This window comes from Micromonospora sp. B006 (assembly GCF_003408515.1).
Classification (GTDB): Bacteria; Actinomycetota; Actinomycetes; order Mycobacteriales; family Micromonosporaceae; genus Micromonospora; species Micromonospora echinospora_A.
Window position 1 is genome coordinate 5074822 of sequence record NZ_CP030865.1, and the last position, 18286, is coordinate 5093107.

17 protein-coding genes are annotated in these 18286 nt (G+C 72.7%); 4 read left to right on the plus strand and 13 right to left on the minus strand.

Features of this window, described 5'->3' with window-relative positions; genetic code table 11:
- Positions 1-160: 160 nt before the first annotated feature.
- Positions 161-580 (plus strand): helix-turn-helix domain-containing protein, encoded by a 420-nt coding sequence (locus tag MicB006_RS22840; protein WP_030502923.1) that lies wholly within the window; start codon positions 161-163, stop codon positions 578-580.
- Here MicB006_RS22840 and MicB006_RS22845 read toward each other — a convergent pair whose 3' ends face one another.
- The 9 genes from MicB006_RS22845 to MicB006_RS22885 all read right to left on the minus strand — a co-directional run bounded on the left by MicB006_RS22845 (position 581) and on the right by MicB006_RS22885 (position 9714).
- Positions 581-1648, minus strand: a complete 1068-nt coding sequence (locus tag MicB006_RS22845) for a hypothetical protein (protein ID WP_192900126.1) — start codon at positions 1646-1648, stop codon at positions 581-583.
- Complete coding sequence (locus MicB006_RS22850; RefSeq protein WP_116508779.1) at positions 1641-1871, minus strand: heavy-metal-associated domain-containing protein; 231 nt, start codon at positions 1869-1871, stop codon at positions 1641-1643. Before MicB006_RS22850 ends, MicB006_RS22845 begins: the two co-directional genes overlap by 8 nt.
- A 98-nt stretch (positions 1872-1969) precedes the next feature.
- Positions 1970-4090 carry a RecQ family ATP-dependent DNA helicase gene (locus tag MicB006_RS22855; protein ID WP_116508780.1) on the minus strand — a complete coding sequence of 707 codons (2121 nt, stop codon included), beginning with the start codon at positions 4088-4090 and terminating at the stop codon, positions 1970-1972.
- Between the two features lie 72 nt (positions 4091-4162).
- Positions 4163-4918: an SDR family NAD(P)-dependent oxidoreductase gene (locus MicB006_RS22860; RefSeq protein ID WP_116508782.1), complete on the minus strand. Its 756-nt coding sequence runs from the start codon at positions 4916-4918 to the stop codon at positions 4163-4165.
- 113 nt (positions 4919-5031) lie between these two features.
- Positions 5032-6150 (minus strand): branched-chain amino acid ABC transporter permease, encoded by a 1119-nt coding sequence (locus MicB006_RS22865; protein ID WP_116508784.1) that lies wholly within the window; start codon positions 6148-6150, stop codon positions 5032-5034.
- Positions 6147-7037: a branched-chain amino acid ABC transporter permease gene (locus tag MicB006_RS22870; RefSeq protein ID WP_116508786.1), complete on the minus strand. Its 891-nt coding sequence runs from the start codon at positions 7035-7037 to the stop codon at positions 6147-6149. The genes MicB006_RS22865 and MicB006_RS22870 overlap by 4 nt, the downstream gene beginning before the upstream one ends.
- The gene (locus tag MicB006_RS22875; RefSeq protein ID WP_116508788.1) at positions 7034-7762 is read right to left on the minus strand and encodes an ABC transporter ATP-binding protein; all 729 of its coding nucleotides are present in this window, start codon (positions 7760-7762) and stop codon (positions 7034-7036) included. Before MicB006_RS22875 ends, MicB006_RS22870 begins: the two co-directional genes overlap by 4 nt.
- Positions 7762-8505 carry an ABC transporter ATP-binding protein gene (locus MicB006_RS22880; RefSeq protein ID WP_116508790.1) on the minus strand — a complete coding sequence of 248 codons (744 nt, stop codon included), beginning with the start codon at positions 8503-8505 and terminating at the stop codon, positions 7762-7764. The genes MicB006_RS22875 and MicB006_RS22880 overlap by 1 nt, the downstream gene beginning before the upstream one ends.
- A 3-nt stretch (positions 8506-8508) precedes the next feature.
- Entirely contained in the window at positions 8509-9714 is a 1206-nt protein-coding gene (locus MicB006_RS22885; protein ID WP_116508792.1) for a substrate-binding domain-containing protein, read from the minus strand.
- A 276-nt stretch (positions 9715-9990) separates the two neighbouring features.
- Between MicB006_RS22885 and MicB006_RS22890 the strand changes: the two genes are divergently transcribed.
- The gene (locus MicB006_RS22890) at positions 9991-10218 is read left to right on the plus strand and encodes a GntR family transcriptional regulator (protein WP_073829006.1); all 228 of its coding nucleotides are present in this window, start codon (positions 9991-9993) and stop codon (positions 10216-10218) included.
- Positions 10219-10578: 360 nt separating this feature from the next.
- Here MicB006_RS22890 and MicB006_RS22895 read toward each other — a convergent pair whose 3' ends face one another.
- The gene (locus tag MicB006_RS22895) at positions 10579-11718 is read right to left on the minus strand and encodes a glycerophosphodiester phosphodiesterase (protein ID WP_116508794.1); all 1140 of its coding nucleotides are present in this window, start codon (positions 11716-11718) and stop codon (positions 10579-10581) included.
- 106 nt (positions 11719-11824) lie between these two features.
- On the opposite strand from MicB006_RS22895, the gene MicB006_RS22900 reads away from it, so the two are divergent.
- Positions 11825-13159, plus strand: a complete 1335-nt coding sequence (locus MicB006_RS22900; protein WP_116508796.1) for a TrkH family potassium uptake protein — start codon at positions 11825-11827, stop codon at positions 13157-13159.
- Positions 13149-13817: a TrkA family potassium uptake protein gene (locus MicB006_RS22905; protein WP_116508798.1), complete on the plus strand. Its 669-nt coding sequence runs from the start codon at positions 13149-13151 to the stop codon at positions 13815-13817. Before MicB006_RS22900 ends, MicB006_RS22905 begins: the two co-directional genes overlap by 11 nt.
- A 92-nt stretch (positions 13818-13909) precedes the next feature.
- On the opposite strand, the gene MicB006_RS22910 is transcribed toward MicB006_RS22905, so the two are convergent.
- The 3 genes from MicB006_RS22910 to MicB006_RS22920 form a co-directional block, all read right to left on the minus strand.
- A complete protein-coding gene (locus tag MicB006_RS22910) occupies positions 13910-15517 on the minus strand; it encodes a serine/threonine-protein kinase (RefSeq protein WP_116508800.1) in 1608 nt (535 codons plus the stop codon).
- A 71-nt stretch (positions 15518-15588) separates the two neighbouring features.
- Positions 15589-17121, minus strand: a complete 1533-nt coding sequence (locus tag MicB006_RS22915; RefSeq protein WP_192900329.1) for a fused MFS/spermidine synthase — start codon at positions 17119-17121, stop codon at positions 15589-15591.
- A gap of 60 nt (positions 17122-17181) precedes the next feature.
- Positions 17182-18219: a hypothetical protein gene (locus MicB006_RS22920; RefSeq protein WP_116508804.1), complete on the minus strand. Its 1038-nt coding sequence runs from the start codon at positions 18217-18219 to the stop codon at positions 17182-17184.
- Positions 18220-18286 lie beyond the last annotated feature (67 nt).

The window sequence follows — 18286 nt, forward strand, 5'->3', positions numbered from 1 at the left end:
AGCCTATTACCCGAAGCGCATTACCCGAAGCAGGCTTCCGCAGTCGTCGAGTCCCGCCGACGAGATCTCCGGACCGATCAGTCAGTTACTTCTGCGCCCCGGCGTACTAGGCTCGATCGGCAGAGCCGGGCCACCGGCGGAAGGGGACAGATCCGAAGGGATGGGTTCGGCAGACGTTTCGCCGCAGATGGCCTTCGCACGCTTCGTACGCCGGGCCATTGACGACGCGCGCGAGGAACGCGGCTGGACGGTCACCGATCTGGCCACCCACACCGGAGTCGGCCGCTCGACGGTGTTCCGCTGGCTGGCCGGCGACTGGCAGGACTACCCCGAACTCGCCAAGGTGCGCGGTTTCTGCGCCGCTCTCGACCTGCCCGTGGCGGCCGCGTTCCGCGCGCTGGGCCTGCCCGACGCCGGGCCGGTGCCGCGCCGCCGGGGCGCCGAGGACGGTCCGGTGGAGGCCGACGTACGGGTGATCCTGGATCGGCTGGCCGACCCGAGCGTGCCCGCCGAGGAGAAGCACCACATCCGCGACCTGCTCCGCTACCTGGCCCGCCGTCCGGTCCGCCGCGCCGGCTAGCTAGGCCACTGTCAGCGTGAACTCGGCGGTCCGCACCACGCCGCCGACCTGGAAGTCCAGGAACATCCGGTAGTTTCCCGGCCCCGGCGCGGTCAGCCAGAACGTCACCTCGTCGCCGTCACGCACCGGCTCCGGGTGTACGTGCAGGTAGCCGAGGTCGCCCTCGCGCAGCGCGACCAGGTGCCCGTACGCGCCGAGGTACGGCTCCAGCGGCGCTGCCGCGCCGTCCGCGCCGGTGATCCGGAACCGCAGCGGCACCGACCGTCCCACCTCCGGGGTGCCCGTGTAGGCGGCGGTGAACCCGTCGACAGTGGCCGACGTGGCGGCGGCGGGCAACGGCCGGGGCCGGTACGCGCCGGGCGCGGCCAGGTCGGCGCCGAGCACCACGGCGACCTGGCCGCCGTCGTCGGCGACAGCGGTGAAGTCCGCGTACATCCGCCAGGCGCCCGGGTCGAGCGGCCCGAGCGGCACCGACCAGGTGCCGTCGGCGGCCATCGTGGGGTGCAGGTGCAGGTAGCCGCTCAGGTCACGGCGCACCACGATCACGTGCATCGGCTTGTCGTGCACCACGGCGAACCGGGTCACCGCGCGACGCTTGTCGTCGCGGATCTGGAAGCGCAGCTCACCGGCGCGACCGGCGGCCAGCTCAGTGCTCGTCGGGACCAGCGTGTAACCGGCCGAGGTGACGGACAGCCCGGCCGCGCCGTCGCCGCCGCCCTGGGTGACGGTGGCGCCGTCGTGGGTGTGCGCGCCGGTGCCGGGCGCGTGGGCGTGCATGCCACCGTCGCCCGCGGTGGTCCCGCTCGCCGAAGGGCCGCCGGACCGGGCCGGGGCGGCCGGCGCGTTCAGCCGGCCGAGCCCGAAGCCGAGCAGCACCGCGAGCACGAGGCCGCCCACCACCAGGGCCAGCCGCAGCGTCTCCCGATCCACCGTGACCGGGCCGCCCGCGGCCGCCGCGGGCCGGGCAGCGTCACCCGCATCCGCGGCGTGGCCGAGCGGTGTCGCGCCGGCCGCGGCGTCGTCGGGGACGACGTCGGGGCCGGACGTGACGGACGAGGACTCAGGCACCGCCGCCGACCAGCTCGTAACCCGCCTCGTCCACGGCGGCGCGGACCGACTCGACCGGCAACGGGGCGTCGCTGGTGACGGTGGCCTTGCCACCGGCCAGGTCGATCCGGACCTCCTCGACGCCGGGCAGCGCGGACAGCTCCTCGGTCACCGCCCGGACGCAGTGTTCGCAGGTCATCCCGGTCACGGTGTACGTCTGGACGACGGGTAGCTGCTCGGTCATGACCCCACGGTACCGCCGGTCACGGGCCGGTCCGCCGACGGTCCGCCGACGGTGGCGACGCTCGCATTCCGGCCGCGCCGGGAACTATCCGCGACGGGTCAGGCGGCCACGGCGAGCGCCAGCGGCAGCACGTCCGGCGCGCCGGCCCGGCGCAGCAGCCGCGCCACCATGGCCATGGTCCAGCCCGAGTCGACCAGGTCGTCCACCAGCAGCACCGGCCCGTCCAGCCCCGGCAGCGCGTCGGCCAGCTCGTCCGGCAGGCGGAAGGCGTCGTGCAGTGTGCGTACCCGCTGGGCGCTGTTGCCGCGCGGCCCGCCGCCGCCGGACGGACCGGCCGGGACGACGTGGCCGAGCAGCGGCAGCCGGCCCACGGCGGCGATCCGCTCGGCGAGCGAGCCGACCAGCAGCGGTCGCGTCCGGGAGCCGACCGCGACCACGCCCACCGGCCGCCGGGGCCACGGGTCGTCGCCGTGCGCCCACGCCTTCAGCACCTCGACCACGGCCGCCACCACGTCGTCGGGCACCGGGCCGTCGGGCGCCTCCGGCCCGACCAGCCCGCGCAACCGCCCGCCCCACCCCAGGTCGGAGAGGCGTCCCACGGCCCGGCCGGGCAGCGCCTGCTCCGCCGGGGGGATGCGGCCCTTCAGGGGTACGCCCACCGCGTCCAACCCGGTCGGCCAGAGCTTCTTGGGCGAGATCGTGACGCCGGGGCGCCCGAGGAACGTCTGCGCGGCGGTGAGCGCCTCGCCGGAGACGGCTGCGTCGAACAGCGGCCCGGCGCAGTTGTCGCACCGCCCGCAGTCGGCCGCGCCGGTGTCGTCCAGCCCTTCCCGCAGGTAGCGCATCCGGCAGCCGGACGTCGAGGCGTACTCCCGCATGGCCCGCTGCTCGGCGGCGCGCGCGTCGGCGACGCGCCGCAACCGGGCCTCGTCGTAGACCCAGGGCTCGCCGGTGGCGAGCCAGCCGCCGCGCACCCGGCGGACCGCGCCGTCCACGTCGAGCACCTTGAGCATCAGCTCCAGCCGGGCCCGGCGCAGGTCGACCACCGGTTCCAGGGCCTGGGTGGAGATCGGCCGCTCGGTGTCCAGCGCGGCGAGCACGGCGCGGACCTGCTCCTCGGGCGGGAAGGCGAGCGAGGCGAAGTACCGCCAGATGGCCGCGTCCTCCACGCCGGGCAGCAGCAGCACCTCGGCGTGCTCGACGGCCCGGCCGGCGCGGCCGACCTGCTGGTAGTAGGCGATCGGCGAGGGCGGCGCGCCCAGGTGCACCACGAAGCCGAGGTCGGGCTTGTCGAAGCCCATGCCGAGCGCGCTGGTGGCGACAAGCGCCTTGATCTTGTTGTCCAGCAGGTCCTGTTCGGCGGCCCGCCGGTCGGCGTCTTCGGCCTGCCCGGTGTAGGAGGCGACCGACCAGCCCCGGCCGCGCAGGAAGTCCGCAGTCTCGGTGGCCGCCGCCACGGTGAGCGTGTAGACGATCCCCGAGCCGGGGAGCCGGTCCAGGTGGTCGGCCAGCCAGGCCAGGCGGTGCGCCGCGCTCGGCAGATCGAGTACGCCCAGGCGCAGCGACTCCCGGTCGAGCGTGCCCCGCAGCACCAGCGCGTCGCCCAGTTGCTCGGCCACGTCCTGCGTCACCCGGGCGTTGGCGGTGGCCGTGGTGGCCAGCACCGGTGTGCGCTCGGGCAGGTTGGCCAGGAACGTGCGCAGCCGCCGGTAGTCGGGCCGGAAGTCGTGCCCCCAGTCGGAGACGCAGTGCGCCTCGTCCACCACCAGCAGCCCGGTGGTGGCGGCCAGCTTCGGCAGTACGCCGTCGCGGAAGTCCGGGTTGTTCAGCCGCTCCGGGCTGATCAGCAGCACGTCGACGGCTCCGGCGTGGATCTCCGCGGTGATCTCGTCCCACTCGTCGAGGTTCGCCGAGTTGATGGTGCGGGCCCGGATGCCGGCGCGGGCGGCGGACTCGACCTGGTTGCGCATCAGCGCCAGCAGCGGCGAGACGATCACCGTCGGCCCGTGCCGGTTGCCCTCGCGCAGCAGCGCGGTGGCCACGAAGTAGACGGCCGACTTGCCCCAGCCGGTGCGCTGCACGCAGAGCACCCGCCGCCGGTCGATCACGAGCGCCTCGATGGCCCGCCACTGGTCCTCGCGCAGCCGGGCGTGGTCACCCGCCAGCCGTCGCAGTACCGCTTCGGCGCGTTCCCGTACGGCCGTCCGATCCTGGCTCATCCGGCATTTCTACCAGGGACGGCGGCTGTCCCGGGCGTCACGAGCGGCGGGGGTCGCCGTCCCTTCCGGGTGTCAGCGGCCGAGGACGGAACCGCCGTTGACGCCGAGCACCTGTCCGGTGACGTACCCGGCGGACGGGCCGACCAGGTAGCGCACGGCCGCCGCGATGTCGTCCGGCACACCGGCCCGGCCGACGAGCGTGGCGGCGACGCGCTTGGCGTGCCCCTCGGGCGTCATCCGGTCGCCGAAGAACTCGGTCTCGGCCACGTAGCCGGGGCTCACCACGTTCACGGTGATCTGGTCCGGGCCGAGCTGGGCGGCCAGGTCGTACGCCCAGCCGTGCAGCGCGGCCTTCGCTGCCGAGTACGGCCCGGCGCCACCGCGCTGCGCGGCGATCGAGCTGAGCAGGACCACCCGGCCGCCGGGGCGGCGCAGGGCGGGCAGCAGCGCCTCGGTGAGCAGCACGGCGGTGAGCACGTTGGCGTCCAGGTTGGCCCGCCACCAGTCCGCCACCCCGTCGAGCGAGTCGGTGGACCCGCCGAGGTAGCCACCGGCGTTGTTGACGACGGCGTCCACGGCGCGCTCTCCGACGGCGTCCACCACCGCGCCGACCTGACCAGGGTCGGTGAGGTCGGCAACGACAGCGGTGACCGCCCCGTCCCGCCCGCTCTCGGCACCGATCCGCCGCGCCGCGGAGTCGAGCACGTCACCCCGCCGCCCCACCACGATCACGTCGAACCCGTCGTCAACGAGCCCTCGCGCCACGGAGGCCCCGATCCCGGTCCCACCCCCACTGACCACAGCCAGCCGCCGCTCCCGCTCCCCCATGCCCGCTCCCCTTCCCCGCTTCCCCGTTGATCAAGGAGTTTGCGTCATCCTAACCGCGGAATCAGGACACAAACTCCTTGATCAACGGGGTGATGGGAGGGGGATGGGAGCGGTCAGCGGGGGCGGCGGAGGGCGGTCAGGACGGGGGTTAGGCGAGATCTCAGGCTGGCCAGGCCGCCGGGGAAGAAGTAGACGGCCAGGATGAAGACCGTGCCCAGGACGAACAGGGGCTGGCTCAGCGGGTGGCTGAGGAACGCGGGCAGGCTGTTCACCGCCTCGCTGCTGCCGAACGCGGTGAGCCGGTGGTCCAGGTACATGTACAGGACGCCGCCCAGCACCGGACCCCATCGCGTGCCGGGGCCGCCGAGCACCACCATGACCAGCAGCGACAGCGTCAGCTCCGACGAGGTGATGTGCGGGCTGGCGCCGCCGACGATCAGCACGTAGACCACGCCACCGGCCGAGGCGAGGCCGCCGGCGAGCGTGAACGCGACGAGCTTGAACCGGTACGGGTCGAGCCCGAGCACCCCGATGCGCCGCTCGTCGTCGCGCAGCCCGGCCAACACCCGCCCGGTCGGCGAGGCGCTGACCCGGTGCACCACCAGGACCACGATCGCCAGGTACGCCAGCGCCAGCCAGTACAGGTTCACCGTGTTGGTGACGCCCACCAGCGCCGACGGCAGCCCTGAGACGTCCAGCGGCAGGCCCTCCTCGCCGCCGGTGAGGCCGCCGAAGTCGCGGGCCACCAGGATCGCCCCGACCTGCGCGAACGCCAGCGTCACCATGGCGAACGCGATGCCGACGGTCCGCAGCGCCACCGCGCCGAGCAGCGCGGCCAGCGTGGTCCCGCCGATCACCGTGAGCACGGCGGCCTGCCACAGCGGCAGCCCGGCCTTGGTGACCAGGATGTCGGTGCCGTAGACCCCGGCGGCGAAGTAGAGGGCGTGCCCGAAGGAGAGCATTCCGGTACGCCCGAACAGCAGGTCGTAGCCGGCCGCGAGCCCGCCGAAGACCAGGCAGATGGCGAGCAGTTGCAGCGTTCCCGGCGAGTTCAGCGGCCCTTCGAAGATGCCCGGCAGGTGCAGTGTGGAGTACGGCAGGATCGCCGCCACCACCAGCGCCACCAGCGGCAGGTACGGGCGCAGTCCGTGCCAGCGGGCGCGGCCGGGAGTCAGCTCGTCCGGCACCGCCGCCGGGGGTGCGGGCGCCTCGGCGCTCTTGACCTCGGTCATGCGTGAGCCACCTTTCCGGCCAGGCCCTGCGGACGCAGCAGCAGCACCACGGCGAGCAGACCGACCACGCACAGGTCGCCCAGCCCGGACGTGCCGTAGTAGTTGACGAACTGTTGCAGCAGCCCCACCGCGACCGCCGCGTACGCGGACCCGACCACCGAGCCCATCCCGCCGATCACCACCACGATGAAGGCGAAGATCAGCAGCGAGCCACCCTGCCCCGGCGAGACGGTGCCGAAGTAGACGCCGCCGAGCGCGCCGGCCAGCGCGGCGGCGGCCCCGCCGATCGCGAAGACCAGCGTGAACGCCTTGCGCACGTCGATGCCGAGCGCCGTCACCATTTCCCGGTTCTCCACCCCGGCCCGGATGATCAGGCCGTACCGGGTCCAGCGCAGGAACGCCAGCAGCGCGCCGAGCACCACGACGGCGGCGACGATCAGCAGCAGCCCGGCGTTCGGCACCTGGGCGCCGAGCACCGATGTGACGTCCCGGCTCCAGTCCGGGCGCGGGAACGGCCGCGGGTCGGCGCCCCAGGTGGCCTGCAGCAGCGCCACCCCGGCGAGCGACAGGCCCACGGTGACGAGCACCTGCTCGATGGTGCGGGAGTAGAGCGGCCGGATCAGTACCAGTTCCACGAGCACCGCGACGAGCGAACCGGCCAGCACGCCGAAGACGACAGCCAGCACGAAGCCGAACCCGTCCGGTCCGGCGCCGGGCAGGTTGCCCGAGGCCCACCAGGTCGCGTACGCGCCGACGCCGAGGAACAGCCCGTGCGCGAAGTTGAGCACGTCGGCGAGGCCGAAGACCAGGGACAGGCCGGAGGCGACCAGGAAGTACAGCGCCGCCAGGCCCAGCCCGGTCAGCGTCAGCAGGACCACTGTGTTCACGAGTGCACCTCCGCCGAACCCACACCGAGCAGCGACTTCGTCAGCGCGGTCTCCAGCAGCAACTCCTGGGCGTCGCCGGTCCAGGCGACCTTGCCGGCGGAGAGCACCACCGCGTCGGTCGCCAGCCGCCGTACCACCGCCAGGTTCTGCTCGACCAGCAGCACCGGCACGGATTCCGCCACCCGTTCCAGCACCTCGGCCACCTCGGTCACCACCTTCGGCGCCAGCCCTTTCGTCGGCTCGTCGACCAGCAGCAGCCGGTTGTCGTTGAGCAGCACCCGGCCGATCGCGAGCATCTGCTGCTGCCCGCCGGACAGCGAGCCGGCCCGTTGCCGTCCGCGCCGCTCCAGCTCCGGGAAAAGCGCGAAGACCTTGTCGTACGCGGGCGCGACACCCCGCCGTTCGGCGAGCCGCAGGTTCTCCGCGACGGTGAGCCCGGCGAAGACGCAGCGGTCCTCCGGCACGTAGCCGAGGCCGTCGCGGACCAGCCGGTGGGTGGGGCGGGCCAGCAGGCTGCGCGCCCCCATGCGTACGCTGCCGCGCACCTCGCCACCGCGCGGCGTCAGCCCGACGATCGCGCGCAGCGTGGTGGTCTTGCCGACGCCGTTGCGCCCGAGCAGCACCGTCACGCCGGTGGGCGCGACGTCGAACGACACGCCCTGGAGGATGTGCAGCCCGGCGATCCGCACGGACAGGTCCGCCACGGACAGGACAGGTTCGGTCATCAGAGGGCCTCCCCCAGGTACGCCTCCTGCACGGTGGCGTTCGCCATCACGGTCTCCGGGGTGTCGCACGCCAGCAGCGCGCCGTGGTGCATCACGGCGATCCGGTCGGCCAGCCCCAGGATCACGTCCATGTGGTGTTCCACCATGAGGACCGCCCGGCCGCTGTCGCCGGTCAGCGACTTGATCACGCTGACGAGTTCGGGCACGTCCTCGGCGCTCACCCCGGCCATCGGCTCGTCCAGCAGCATCACGCGGGGCTCCCCGGCGAGCAGCAGCGCGATCTCCAGCTTGCGCTTCTCGCCGTGGGCCAGGGTGCCGGCGAGCGCCGTACCCCTGTGGTGCAGGCCGACCCGGTCGAGCGCCGCGTCGGCGGCGGCGGCCACCTCCCGGTCGGCCGCCGCCCGCCGCCACAGCTTCATCGAGCCACCCCGGTGTGCCTGTACGGCCAGCCGGACGTTCTCCCGCACGGTCAGCGAGCCGAAGACCGAGGACGCCTGGAAGGTACGCCCCAGCCCGAGCCGGGCACGCCGGTGCGGCGGAAGCGCGGTGATGTCCGCGCCGTCCAGCAGAACCGTGCCCTCGGTGGGCCGGCGCAGGCCGGTGATCAGGTTGAACAGGGAGGTCTTGCCGGCGCCGTTGGGCCCGATCACGCCGAGGAACTCCCCCGGCGCCAGATCGAGGTAGACGGAGTCGACGATGGCGACCTCACCGATCCGCCAGGTCAGACCGCGGGTGGCGAGCACGGGTCAGCCCTTCATCTGCGCGACCGGCGGCGCGCTCTCGTCACCGGTGAGCGACTTCTGGGCGGTCGCCGTGAAGGCGGTGCCGCTGCCGGAGAGCTTGGCCTGGTACATCGGCTGGAGCAGGGCGTGGTCCTCGGCGCGGATCTTCATGGTGCCCTTGACGCCCTCGAACTCCCAGCCCTCGAGCGCCTTGACCATCTTCTCCACGTCGTCGCCGCCCTCCTGCACGGCCCGGACGACCATCTGCGCGGCGGCGAACCCGTCCGGGTGGAACAGGTCGAGCGTGCCGCCCGGCACCTTCGCCTTCGCGGCCTTCGCGGCCTCGGTGTCGCTGGCGCCGTCGAAGTAGTGCGACAGGAACGAGATCTTGCTGCCGGCCGCGCCGAACGTCGGCCAGGAGGCACGGATGTCCAGGCCGGTGACGACAGTGGTGGAGGCGAGGACGCCCTGCTGGTCGAGCGTCTGCCACATGGCGCCGGCGGTGGTGCCGGCCCAGGCGACGAAGAGCAGGTCCGGCTTGGCTGCCTTGATCTGGCTGGCGAACGGCGTGAACTCGGTGGCGCTGGCCGGGGCCCGCACGCTGCTCACGTTCGCGCCCGCGCCGCCGATGACGGCCTTGACGGCGGCCTCGTTCGCGTCGCCGAACGCGCCGTCCTGCGCGAACACGACGACCTTCCTGCCGCCCGCGTCGCCGATGAACGACCGGGCGGTCACCACGTCCTGCCACGACTGCCGTCCGGAGCGGAACGTGTACTTGTTCGCGCCGGTCACCGCGTCGGTGGCGGCCGGACCGGAGATGAACAGCACCTTGTTCTGCGCGGCGATCGGCGCGACCTGGAGCGCCACCCCGGAGGAGGTGGACCCGGCGATGATCTTCGTACCCTTGCCGATCAGGTCCTTCGCGGCGGACACGGCCTTGGCGGGGTCGCCCGCGTCGTCGGCCTCGGTCACCTCGATCGTGCGGTCACCGACCTTGCCGGTGCCCTTGGTGGCGAAGTCGAGGCCCGCCTTGAAGCCCTCGATGTACTGCTTGCCGTAGCTGGCGAGCGGGCCGGACTGGGAGTAGACCAGACCGACCTTGACCGGGGCGGCGTCGTCGCCGCCGCCGGATGCGGTGTCCTGCGGGCTGCCACAGGCCGTGGCGGCCAGAGCGACCGCCACCGAGGTGGCGGCGGTAAGGAACACCCGTCGCGTGTGCCGGATCGTCATTGCGACTCCAGGTGAGGACAGGAGGAATGTCAGTTGTCGGCTCACGCTAGAAGTGACGTCACCCACGGGCTATGTGGTCGGCGCACACAAGTCCCCGTGACGGGGTGGCCACTCGTTACAACGCCGGACATCGACACGTAACCGCACCGACCCGGGATGGCCGCACCCACCACGCGCACGTCGCCGGGAATGTCGCCCCACGCCATCGCGCGCCGTGTCGCAGTGCCCGTGTAGGTAGGACGGGACCGGATTCGCCGGACCAACCGGAGTCCCACCATGCCCACAGCAGAAGCACCGTTCCGCCGTATCGCCAACGACATCGCCGCGAAGATCAAGAGTGGCGAGCTGAAGCCCGGCGACAGGCTGCCCTCCACCCGCGAGTTGGCCGAGACCTACGGCGTCCACATGAACACGGCCTACCGCGCGATGTCGCTGCTGCACGATCGCGAGCTGATCACCGGCCAGCCCGGCCGAGGCACCTACGTAGCCGAACCGCCAGCCTGATCAGCTCCACTACGCCGAGGTGGCGGCATCATCCCGCCCGGAAGCAGCCACTTCCCCGAAGTGGCGCCCGCCCCGCGCCGAGCCCCGCCGATCGCACCCCTCACCCCGCCCGTCGCCGCCCCGCCCGCCCCGCCGATCTTGGAGTTGTGGCGCCTCAGATGCCCGCTTCGCGGCTTACGCGAGGCACCACAAGTCCAAGATCGATGGGGAGGCCCCGCCACGAGAGGAGATCTTGGTACGGGATGGCCCCTCGGAGGGCCGTTTCGTACCAAGATCTCGAGAGCGGGCAAGCGCGATGGACCCGGCAAGCGTGGACGGGGTGCCCGCTGGGACGGCGGGCACCCCGGAAAGAGAGCAGGGTCAGCGGCCGGCTCGGGCGGCCACCGCCGTGTCTGGGTGGTCGCTGAACACGCCGTCCAGGCCCAGGTCGAAAAACAGCTCGTACTCGGACGTGATGTCACCGCGCGCGTTCGGGTCGGCGCCGATCCGGAAATCGGCCGGCAGGAACTGGTTCTCGGCCCGGAACGTCCACGCGTGCACCACCAGCTTCTGCCGGTGCGCATCGCGGATCACCGAGGTCGGCGCGAGCAGCCGTCCGGCGGAGTCCCGGGGCACGATGAGGTTCTTGTTCAGGCCGATGCCGTCGGCGTACCGGGAGATCCACCCCAGTCCGGCGGGCGTGGCCAGGTCCGCGTACGTCCGCTTGTCGCCGCCCGCGACGAAGTCGTAGGGCGCGCCGCTCGCGTCCATGAGCTGCACCAGCCGTACGTCGATCATCTTGTCGAGCTTGCGCAGGCTGGCGCTCTCGAAGCTCTGGACGAACACCGGGTCGACGCGGTGGGTGAGCCGGTTGCGGCCCAGCACCGCGACCAGCGGCTCCTCCAGCGGGCGGCCGATCGAGGCGAAGTAGGTGGGGTGCTTGGTCTCCGGATAGACGCCGATGGTCCGGCCCCGGGCCTTCGACTCGCTTCGCGCCAGGTCGATGACCTCCTGGAACGTCGGGATCTCGAACCTGCCGTCGAACGCGGTGTTCGCGACCCGCACCTGCGGCAGCCGCTCCTTGGCCCGCAGCGTCTTCAGCTCGGCGAGCGTGAAGTCCTCGGTGAACCAGCCGGTGACGGTGACCCCGTCGATGGTCTTCGTCGCCTTGCGGGCGGCGAACTCGGGGCGGGCGGCCACGTCTGTCGTACCGGAGATCTCGTTCTCGTGCCGCGCGACCAGGACGCCGTCCCTGGTCGCGACCAGGTCCGGCTCGATGAAGTCGGCGCCCTGCCGGATGGCGAGCCGGTAGGCCTCCAGGGTGTGCTCGGGGCGGTAGCCGCTCGCGCCGCGGTGACCGATCACGATCGGCCGCTGGGGGGCGCGGGCCTGCTCGGCGCGGTGGTCCGGGCCGGCAGCGCGGTGGTGCGGGCCGGCCTGGGCGGCCACGGCCGGCGCCACCACAGCGGCCGCCGCGAGCAGCGCGCCGGCCACGCCGAGGGCGGAAAGGGTACGTCGCAACGCCGTCTCCTGTCGTCGATGGGTACGCACAGCAGACCGGGCGTGGTTGACCGCCAGTTGGTCGGTTCCTGACCTGCCGGTGAATCTCCGGACGGAAGATGACGGGGTGCGCCGTCTGCTCCGGAAGCCCGTACGGCTGGTGCCGTTGGGGTTCCTGGCGGTGATCCTGGTCGGCACCGGTCTGCTGATGCTGCCCTGGGCGACGAGCCAGCAGCGGTACACCCCGTTCGTCACCGCGCTGTTCACGTCCACGTCGGCGGTGTCGGTGACCGGGATGGCGGTGACCGACACCCCGAACTACTGGAACGGCTTCGGGCTCGTGATGATCACCGTGCTGACGCAGATCGGCGGTCTGGGCATCCTGACCGGGGCGTCGCTGGTGATCCTGGCGGTCTCCCGCCAGCTGGGCCTGCGTAACCGGCTGCTCGTGCAGGCGGAGACCGCCGAGTTCGGCCTCGGCGACGTACGCCGCCTGCTGTTGCGCATCGCGGCCACCGTCTTCGTCACCGAGGCCCTGATGACGGCGGTGATCGCCGCGCGCCTGTTCCTGGCGTACGACTACCGGCCGGGCCGAGCGCTCTGGTCGGCGGTGTTCCACTCGGTGCAGGCGTTCAACAACGGCGGGTTCGCGCTCTACTCCGACGGCCTGATCGCGTTCTCCCGCGACGGCTGGGTGGCGCTGCCGCTCAGCGTCGGCGCGATCATCGGCGGGCTGGGTTTCCCGGCGTTGTTCGAGGCGGTACGCGAGTGGCGGCAGCCGGCACGCTGGGCGGTCGCCACGAAGCTGACCGTCTGGGGCAGCGTGGTGCTGACCGTCTTCGGCGTCGCCTACCTGCTGATGGCCGAGTGGACCAACCCGTTCACGATCGGCACCTACGACGTGCCGGGCAAGCTGCTGGCGTCGTTCACCCAGATCGCGTTGAGCCGTACCGGCGGCTTCGACGTCGTCAACGTCGGGCGGCTCACCGACGAGAGCTACCCCATGTTGATCGGCCTGATGTTCATCGGCGGCGGCAGCGCCAGCACTGCGGGCGGCATCAAGGTCTCCACGTTCTTCCTGCTCGGCTTCGCCATCTGGGCCGAGCTGCGGGGCGAGCCGGACACCACTGTCGGACGGCGCCGGGTGGCGGCGGCGAGCCAGCGGCAGGCGCTGACGGTGGCGCTGCTGAGCGTCGCGCTCGTGGCCGGCGGGACGGTCAGCCTGATCGCGTTGACCTCGCAGGTGTCGTTCGCCGCCGCGTTGTTCGAGGTCACCTCCGCGTTCAGCACCACCGGACTGACCGTCGGGGTGTCCGGCCAGCTCTCCCCGCCCGGCCAGTACGTGCTGACCGCGCTCATGTACATCGGCCGGATCGGGCCGCTCACGCTCGGCTCGGCCATCGCGTTGAACACCCGTCGACGGCTGTACCGCTACCCGGAGGAGCAACCCATTGTCGGCTAGGCATCCGGAGGAGACCGGCATCGCGGTGATCGGCCTGGGCCGGTTCGGCTCGCGCCTGGCGGAGTCCCTGTCCCGGCTCGGTTACGAGGTGCTGGCGATCGACCACGACCCGAACCGGGTCCAGCACTGGTCGGCCGACCTGGATCGGGTGGTGCAGGCGGACACCACCGAGGAGGTGGTGCTGCGCCAGCTCGGGCTGGCGGACTTCGGCCGGGTGGTGGTCGCGATCGGGGCGTCGCTGGAGGCGAGCGTGCTCACCGTACTGGCCCTGGCCGAGCTGGGGATCGCGCAGATCTGGGCGCGGGCCACCTCGGAGAAGCACGCGAAGATCCTGCACTCGGTCGGCGCGCACCACGTGGTCTTCCCCGAGCAGGAGACCGGCGAGCGGGTGGCGCACCTGATCGTCAGCCGGATGCTCGACTTCATCGAGTTCGACGACGACTTCGCCATCGCCAAGATCAAGGTGCCGGCGCCGCTGGTCGGGCGGGCGCTGCGCGACATCGCGCCGCAGGACCGGTACGGCGTGATGGTGGTGGGCGAGAAGCAGGCCGGGGAACCGTTCCGGTACGTCGGACCGGACACGGTGCTGAAGGCGGACAGCGTGCTCATCGTGGAGGGCGGCATCTCCCAGGTGCAGCGCTTCTCCGCGCTGACCTGACCGCCGCGCCGACCTGGCCGCCGCGCTGACCTGAAACGGTCAGCCCTTCTTCGGACCCTTGCCCTTGCCGGGCCCACCCCCCTTCGGCCGGTCTACTGTGCTTTTCCCTTCGGACCTTCCTTGCCCTTGGGCTTCGGCGCGGCCTTGGGCTTCGATTTCGGCGGCGCCGGCTTGGCCTTCGCCGGTCCGCTCTTGGCGGTGGACTTGGTGGCCGGCTTGACCGGCGGCGCGGTGGTGGGCGCCGAGCCGGCGATCCCGGACACCTGCACGTCGCAGCTCTTGCCACCGACGGTGAACGCCACCGGCAGCGTGTTGCTCCCGGTGTAGCGTCCGGCCAGCGTGAGCTTCGCCGACGCGCCGGGGGCCAGCGCCGGGGTCGCGGTGGGCGCGGACATCGACACGGTACGCCCCGCCTGCCGCGCCGGTGGCTGGGACGTGGTGACCGTCTGCTTGCCGGGGAACGTGAAGTTCATGGTCCAGCCCCGCAGCTCGCGGTCGCCGGTGTTGGTGAGCGTCAGCTCGGCGGCGAACTCCTTGCCGGTGTCACGGCGCAGCGAGTAGTCGACAGCGCAGGGCGTCGGCTCCGGCAGGCTCATCCGCGCCTCGGTCGGCTCGACGCCGCCGCTGGCCGGGCTCCGCGACGTCAGCCCCCACAGCGTGGCGGTGACCGCGATCAGCCCGACGGCGGCCACCCCGGCCTCCACCTTGCGCCGCCGCGCCACCGCCCGCCTCGTGCGGGTGCGGACCACCGAGAACGGCAGCGCGTCGGTCTCCGCCGACCAGGGCAAGATCGTGGTGCCCGCGTTCTCGGCGAGCGCCGGGTCCAGCCGGCCGAACGCCGGTGACACCGGCACGACGGCCGCGATCCCGGCCGCCTCGGCGAGCGTACGGGCCACCTCGGCGGTGGCCGGGCGGTCCTCGGGCCGCTTGGCCAGGCACCGCTGCACCAGCGCGGCGACCGGCTCGGGCAGGCCCGGCACCGGCGGCATCGGGTCCGGGTCGCGGTACATGTGCGCGCGCAGCATCTCGGTGGTGGTGCTGGCCTGCCACGGCAGGCGGCCGGTGAGCATCCGGTACAGCAGCAGCCCGACCGCGTACACGTCGGTGGCGGGCGAGACGTGCCCGTTGTCCAGCCGCTCCGGCGCCAGGTACGCGGGCGTGCCGAGCAGCGCGCCGTCCGGCCCCTTGTCGCTCTCCCCCACCAGCGCCGAGATGCCGAAGTCGACGACCTTCACCCCGGTCGGGGTCAGCATCACGTTGCCCGGGGTCACGTCCCGGTGCACCACGCCACGTGCGTGCGCGGCGGCAAGCGCCGAGGCGACCTCCGCGCCGATGGTCATGGCCTCCCGCCAGGGAAGCTGCCCGTCGCGGCCGAGCCGTCCGCTGAGCGGACCGCCGTCGACCAGCTCCATGACCACGTACGGCACGGTCAGGCCGACCTGCACAGACTCGCCGTAGTCGTACACGTTCGTGATGTTGGGGTGGCACAGCCGCGCGGCGGCCTGCGCCTCCACCCGGATCCGGTGCCGGAACGCCTTGTCGCTGGCCAGCCGCGAGGCCAGCACCTTGACCGCCACCTGGCGGCCCAGCACCTCGTCGTAGCCGCGCCAGACGACCGACATGCCGCCCGCACCCAACTGCTCGACGAGCCGGTATCGCTCGCCGAGAAGTTGTACGCCGTTCCTGACCGGTCCACCCATGGTCGGTCCTGTTGCCCGAAGTCGACCCTCGTACACCTCAGCGGTCGGAATCGGTCAGGAAAGTCACCCGTTCAGGCGGTCGCCAGGAGTTGGTCCACCGGCGCGTAGTCGTCGGTGAGCACCATCGCGTCGCCCACCCATTCGGTCACCCGCGCCTCGTCCATCAGCTCGGCCCGCTCGGGCAGCAGCTTCAGCCCGGGCGGGATCGCGTCCAGCGGCAGCGGCGCGTCCGAGGCGACGATCACGAAGTTGGCGCCCTGCTCCCCGTCGATCGCGCCGGGCGGCGCGATCAGCGCGACGTGCGCGAACTCGGCCTTCACAGTGGCCAGCTCGGCCCGGATGAACCGGCCCGGCGGATAGTCGATGACGTTCTGCACGTAGATCCCGTCCGGGCGCAGCACCCGCCGGATGTCGGCGGCCATCTCCCGGGTGGCCAGGTGCCACGGCACCACCAGGTGACCGAACGCGTCGCCGACGATGAAGTCGCGGCTGTCGGTCGGCTCGTCACGCAGCAGCACCCGCGCGTCGCCCACCTCGGCGCGCATCAGCGGGCCGGTGCGCAGGCCCAGCTCCCGCCGGTCCAGCTCGACCAGCCCGCCGTCGAGCTCGAACACCAGGTTGTCGGTGCCGGGCCGGGTCGCGGCCAGGTAGTTCGGCACGGTGAAGCCGCCGCCGCCCAGGTGCAGCGCGTCCATCGGCTGCTTCGCCGGCCGCGCCACGTCCGCGACCAGGCCGATCCACTGCGTGTACGCGTACTTCAGGTGGTTCGGCTCGTTCAGGTCGACGTAGGAGTGCTCGGCCGAGTTGAGGTAGAGCGTGCGCCCCTGCGGCCACGACGGGTCCACCTCGACCCGGGCGCAGTGGTACGCGGTCTCCACGTCGCACGGGTTCGGGGCCGCCGCGGTGAGCCCGGCGGCGGCGAGACCGAGCAGCGCCAGCGCGGCCTTGACCCGGCCCGGCGTGGACGGCCCGCCGGCGCCGGCCTGCCGTCGCAGCCAGACGCCGAGCGCCAGCCCGGTCACCCCGAGCGCGGCAGCGAGCCCCAGCACGATGACGGAGCTGGACAGCGCGGCCACCAGCACGAAGCCGGTGCCGAGCGTGGCGGTGATGCCGCCGAGCGTGCCGATGCTGGACAGCTTGCCCACCACCTGGCCGGTACGGCGCAGGTCGGCGAGCTGAAGCTTCACCACGAGCGGGGTGATCCCCGCCAGCAGCGCCGCCGGCAGCACCACCGTCAGCGCGGTCAGCAGGAGCACCGCGCTCGCCGCGCCGCCGCGCAGCACCTCACCGGCGTACCTGACGATCGGCAGCGTGACGGCGGTGGCGATGCCGGCCAGCACCAGCGCCGGGGCGAGCAGGGTGCGCGGGTCACGCCGGTCGGCGAGCCACCCGCCGAACCACGCCCCGTACGCGATGGCGGCCAACGCCATGCCGATGACCGAGCTGGTCACCTGGAGCGTCACCCCGACGTACGGGCCGACCAGGCGCAACGAGACGGTCTCCAGCACCAGCACCGCGCCGCTGGAGAAGAAGACGAGGAACGCGGCGAGCCCGTTGGGGAGGGCCCGCGGCGGAACCGGGGCGTCGGCCGCCGGTTCCGCCATGACGTCGGACGATGTGCTGCTCACCGTGGCGATGGTACGCAGCGCCGCCGGCGGGCCGCGTCAATACATCGAGATGTGAACATGGTTTGTGTGGTCCGCGGCCGGGCTGCCGCCGCCGCTGTACGCCCGCCAGCCGGTGTTCGGCATCCAGATCTGCCGATACCAGATGACGTACATGATGCCGAGGCGGTTCGCGTTGTTCTTCGCCCAGGCGGCGAGGCTGTCGCCGTACGCCTTGTCGCCGCCGGTGGCGGTCTTGTCCTCGAACCCGCCGCTGGCGGCGGAGAAGTCGCAGGCCCGGCCCTTGGGGTGCTCGCCGCCGCCACCGCTGCGGTGGCACGAGGCGTAGCGCTTGTAACCGGCCGCCTTGGCCTGCTGGAGCATGTGCAGAGTGCGCGGCGTGATGCAGCCGGACGCGGGCGTCGGGTCGTCCACCGAGCAGGACTCCGACGGCCACGAGCCGTCCGAGTTGCGCGGCGCGGGCTTCGCCGACGAGGAGGTGCCGTTGAACCCGGACCCGGCGCCGGAGCTGACCTTCGCCAGCGCCACCTCGGCGTCCTTCTTCTTGCGGGCCTGCACCGCGACCTGCTTGGCCTGCTCCCGCACCTCGGCGTCGAGGGCGAGCTTCGCCTCGGCCGCCTCGGCCTTCGCGTCGGCCAGCTCACGCAGCCGCTTGCTGTCCCGCTGGGCCATCACGTCCAGCTCGGCGGCCCGCTTGAGGAAGTCGTTCGGGTCGGCGCTGGCCAGCAGCATCGACGTCGCGGTCAGCCGGCCCATCCGGTACGACTGCGCGGCCACCTCGCCGGCCTGCGCGCTGAGCCCGACGAGGCGTACCTCGATGTCCTTGAGCTGGGCGTCGAGCGCCTTCTGCCGGCGCTTGGAGTTCTCCAGCTTGTTCTGGGCCTCGATGTGACCCTTAGCCGCGGCCTCGAGCGCCGCCCGCAGCTGCTTGCTGCCGCCCTCGTTCGGGGCGTTCGGGCTGGGTACGGCGGCGGCCGGCCCGGCGGCCACGCCGGAGCCGAGCAGCACGGCCAGCGCGGCCAGCGCGGCGAGCAGCGACCGCCGGGCGCGCCGGCCGGTAGAGCTGGTCCTGGGCACGTGATGGTCCTTCCGTCGACCGCCGGCCCCCGTACACCGAGCGGCGTCTCCGCCGGCGCCGGGTGGC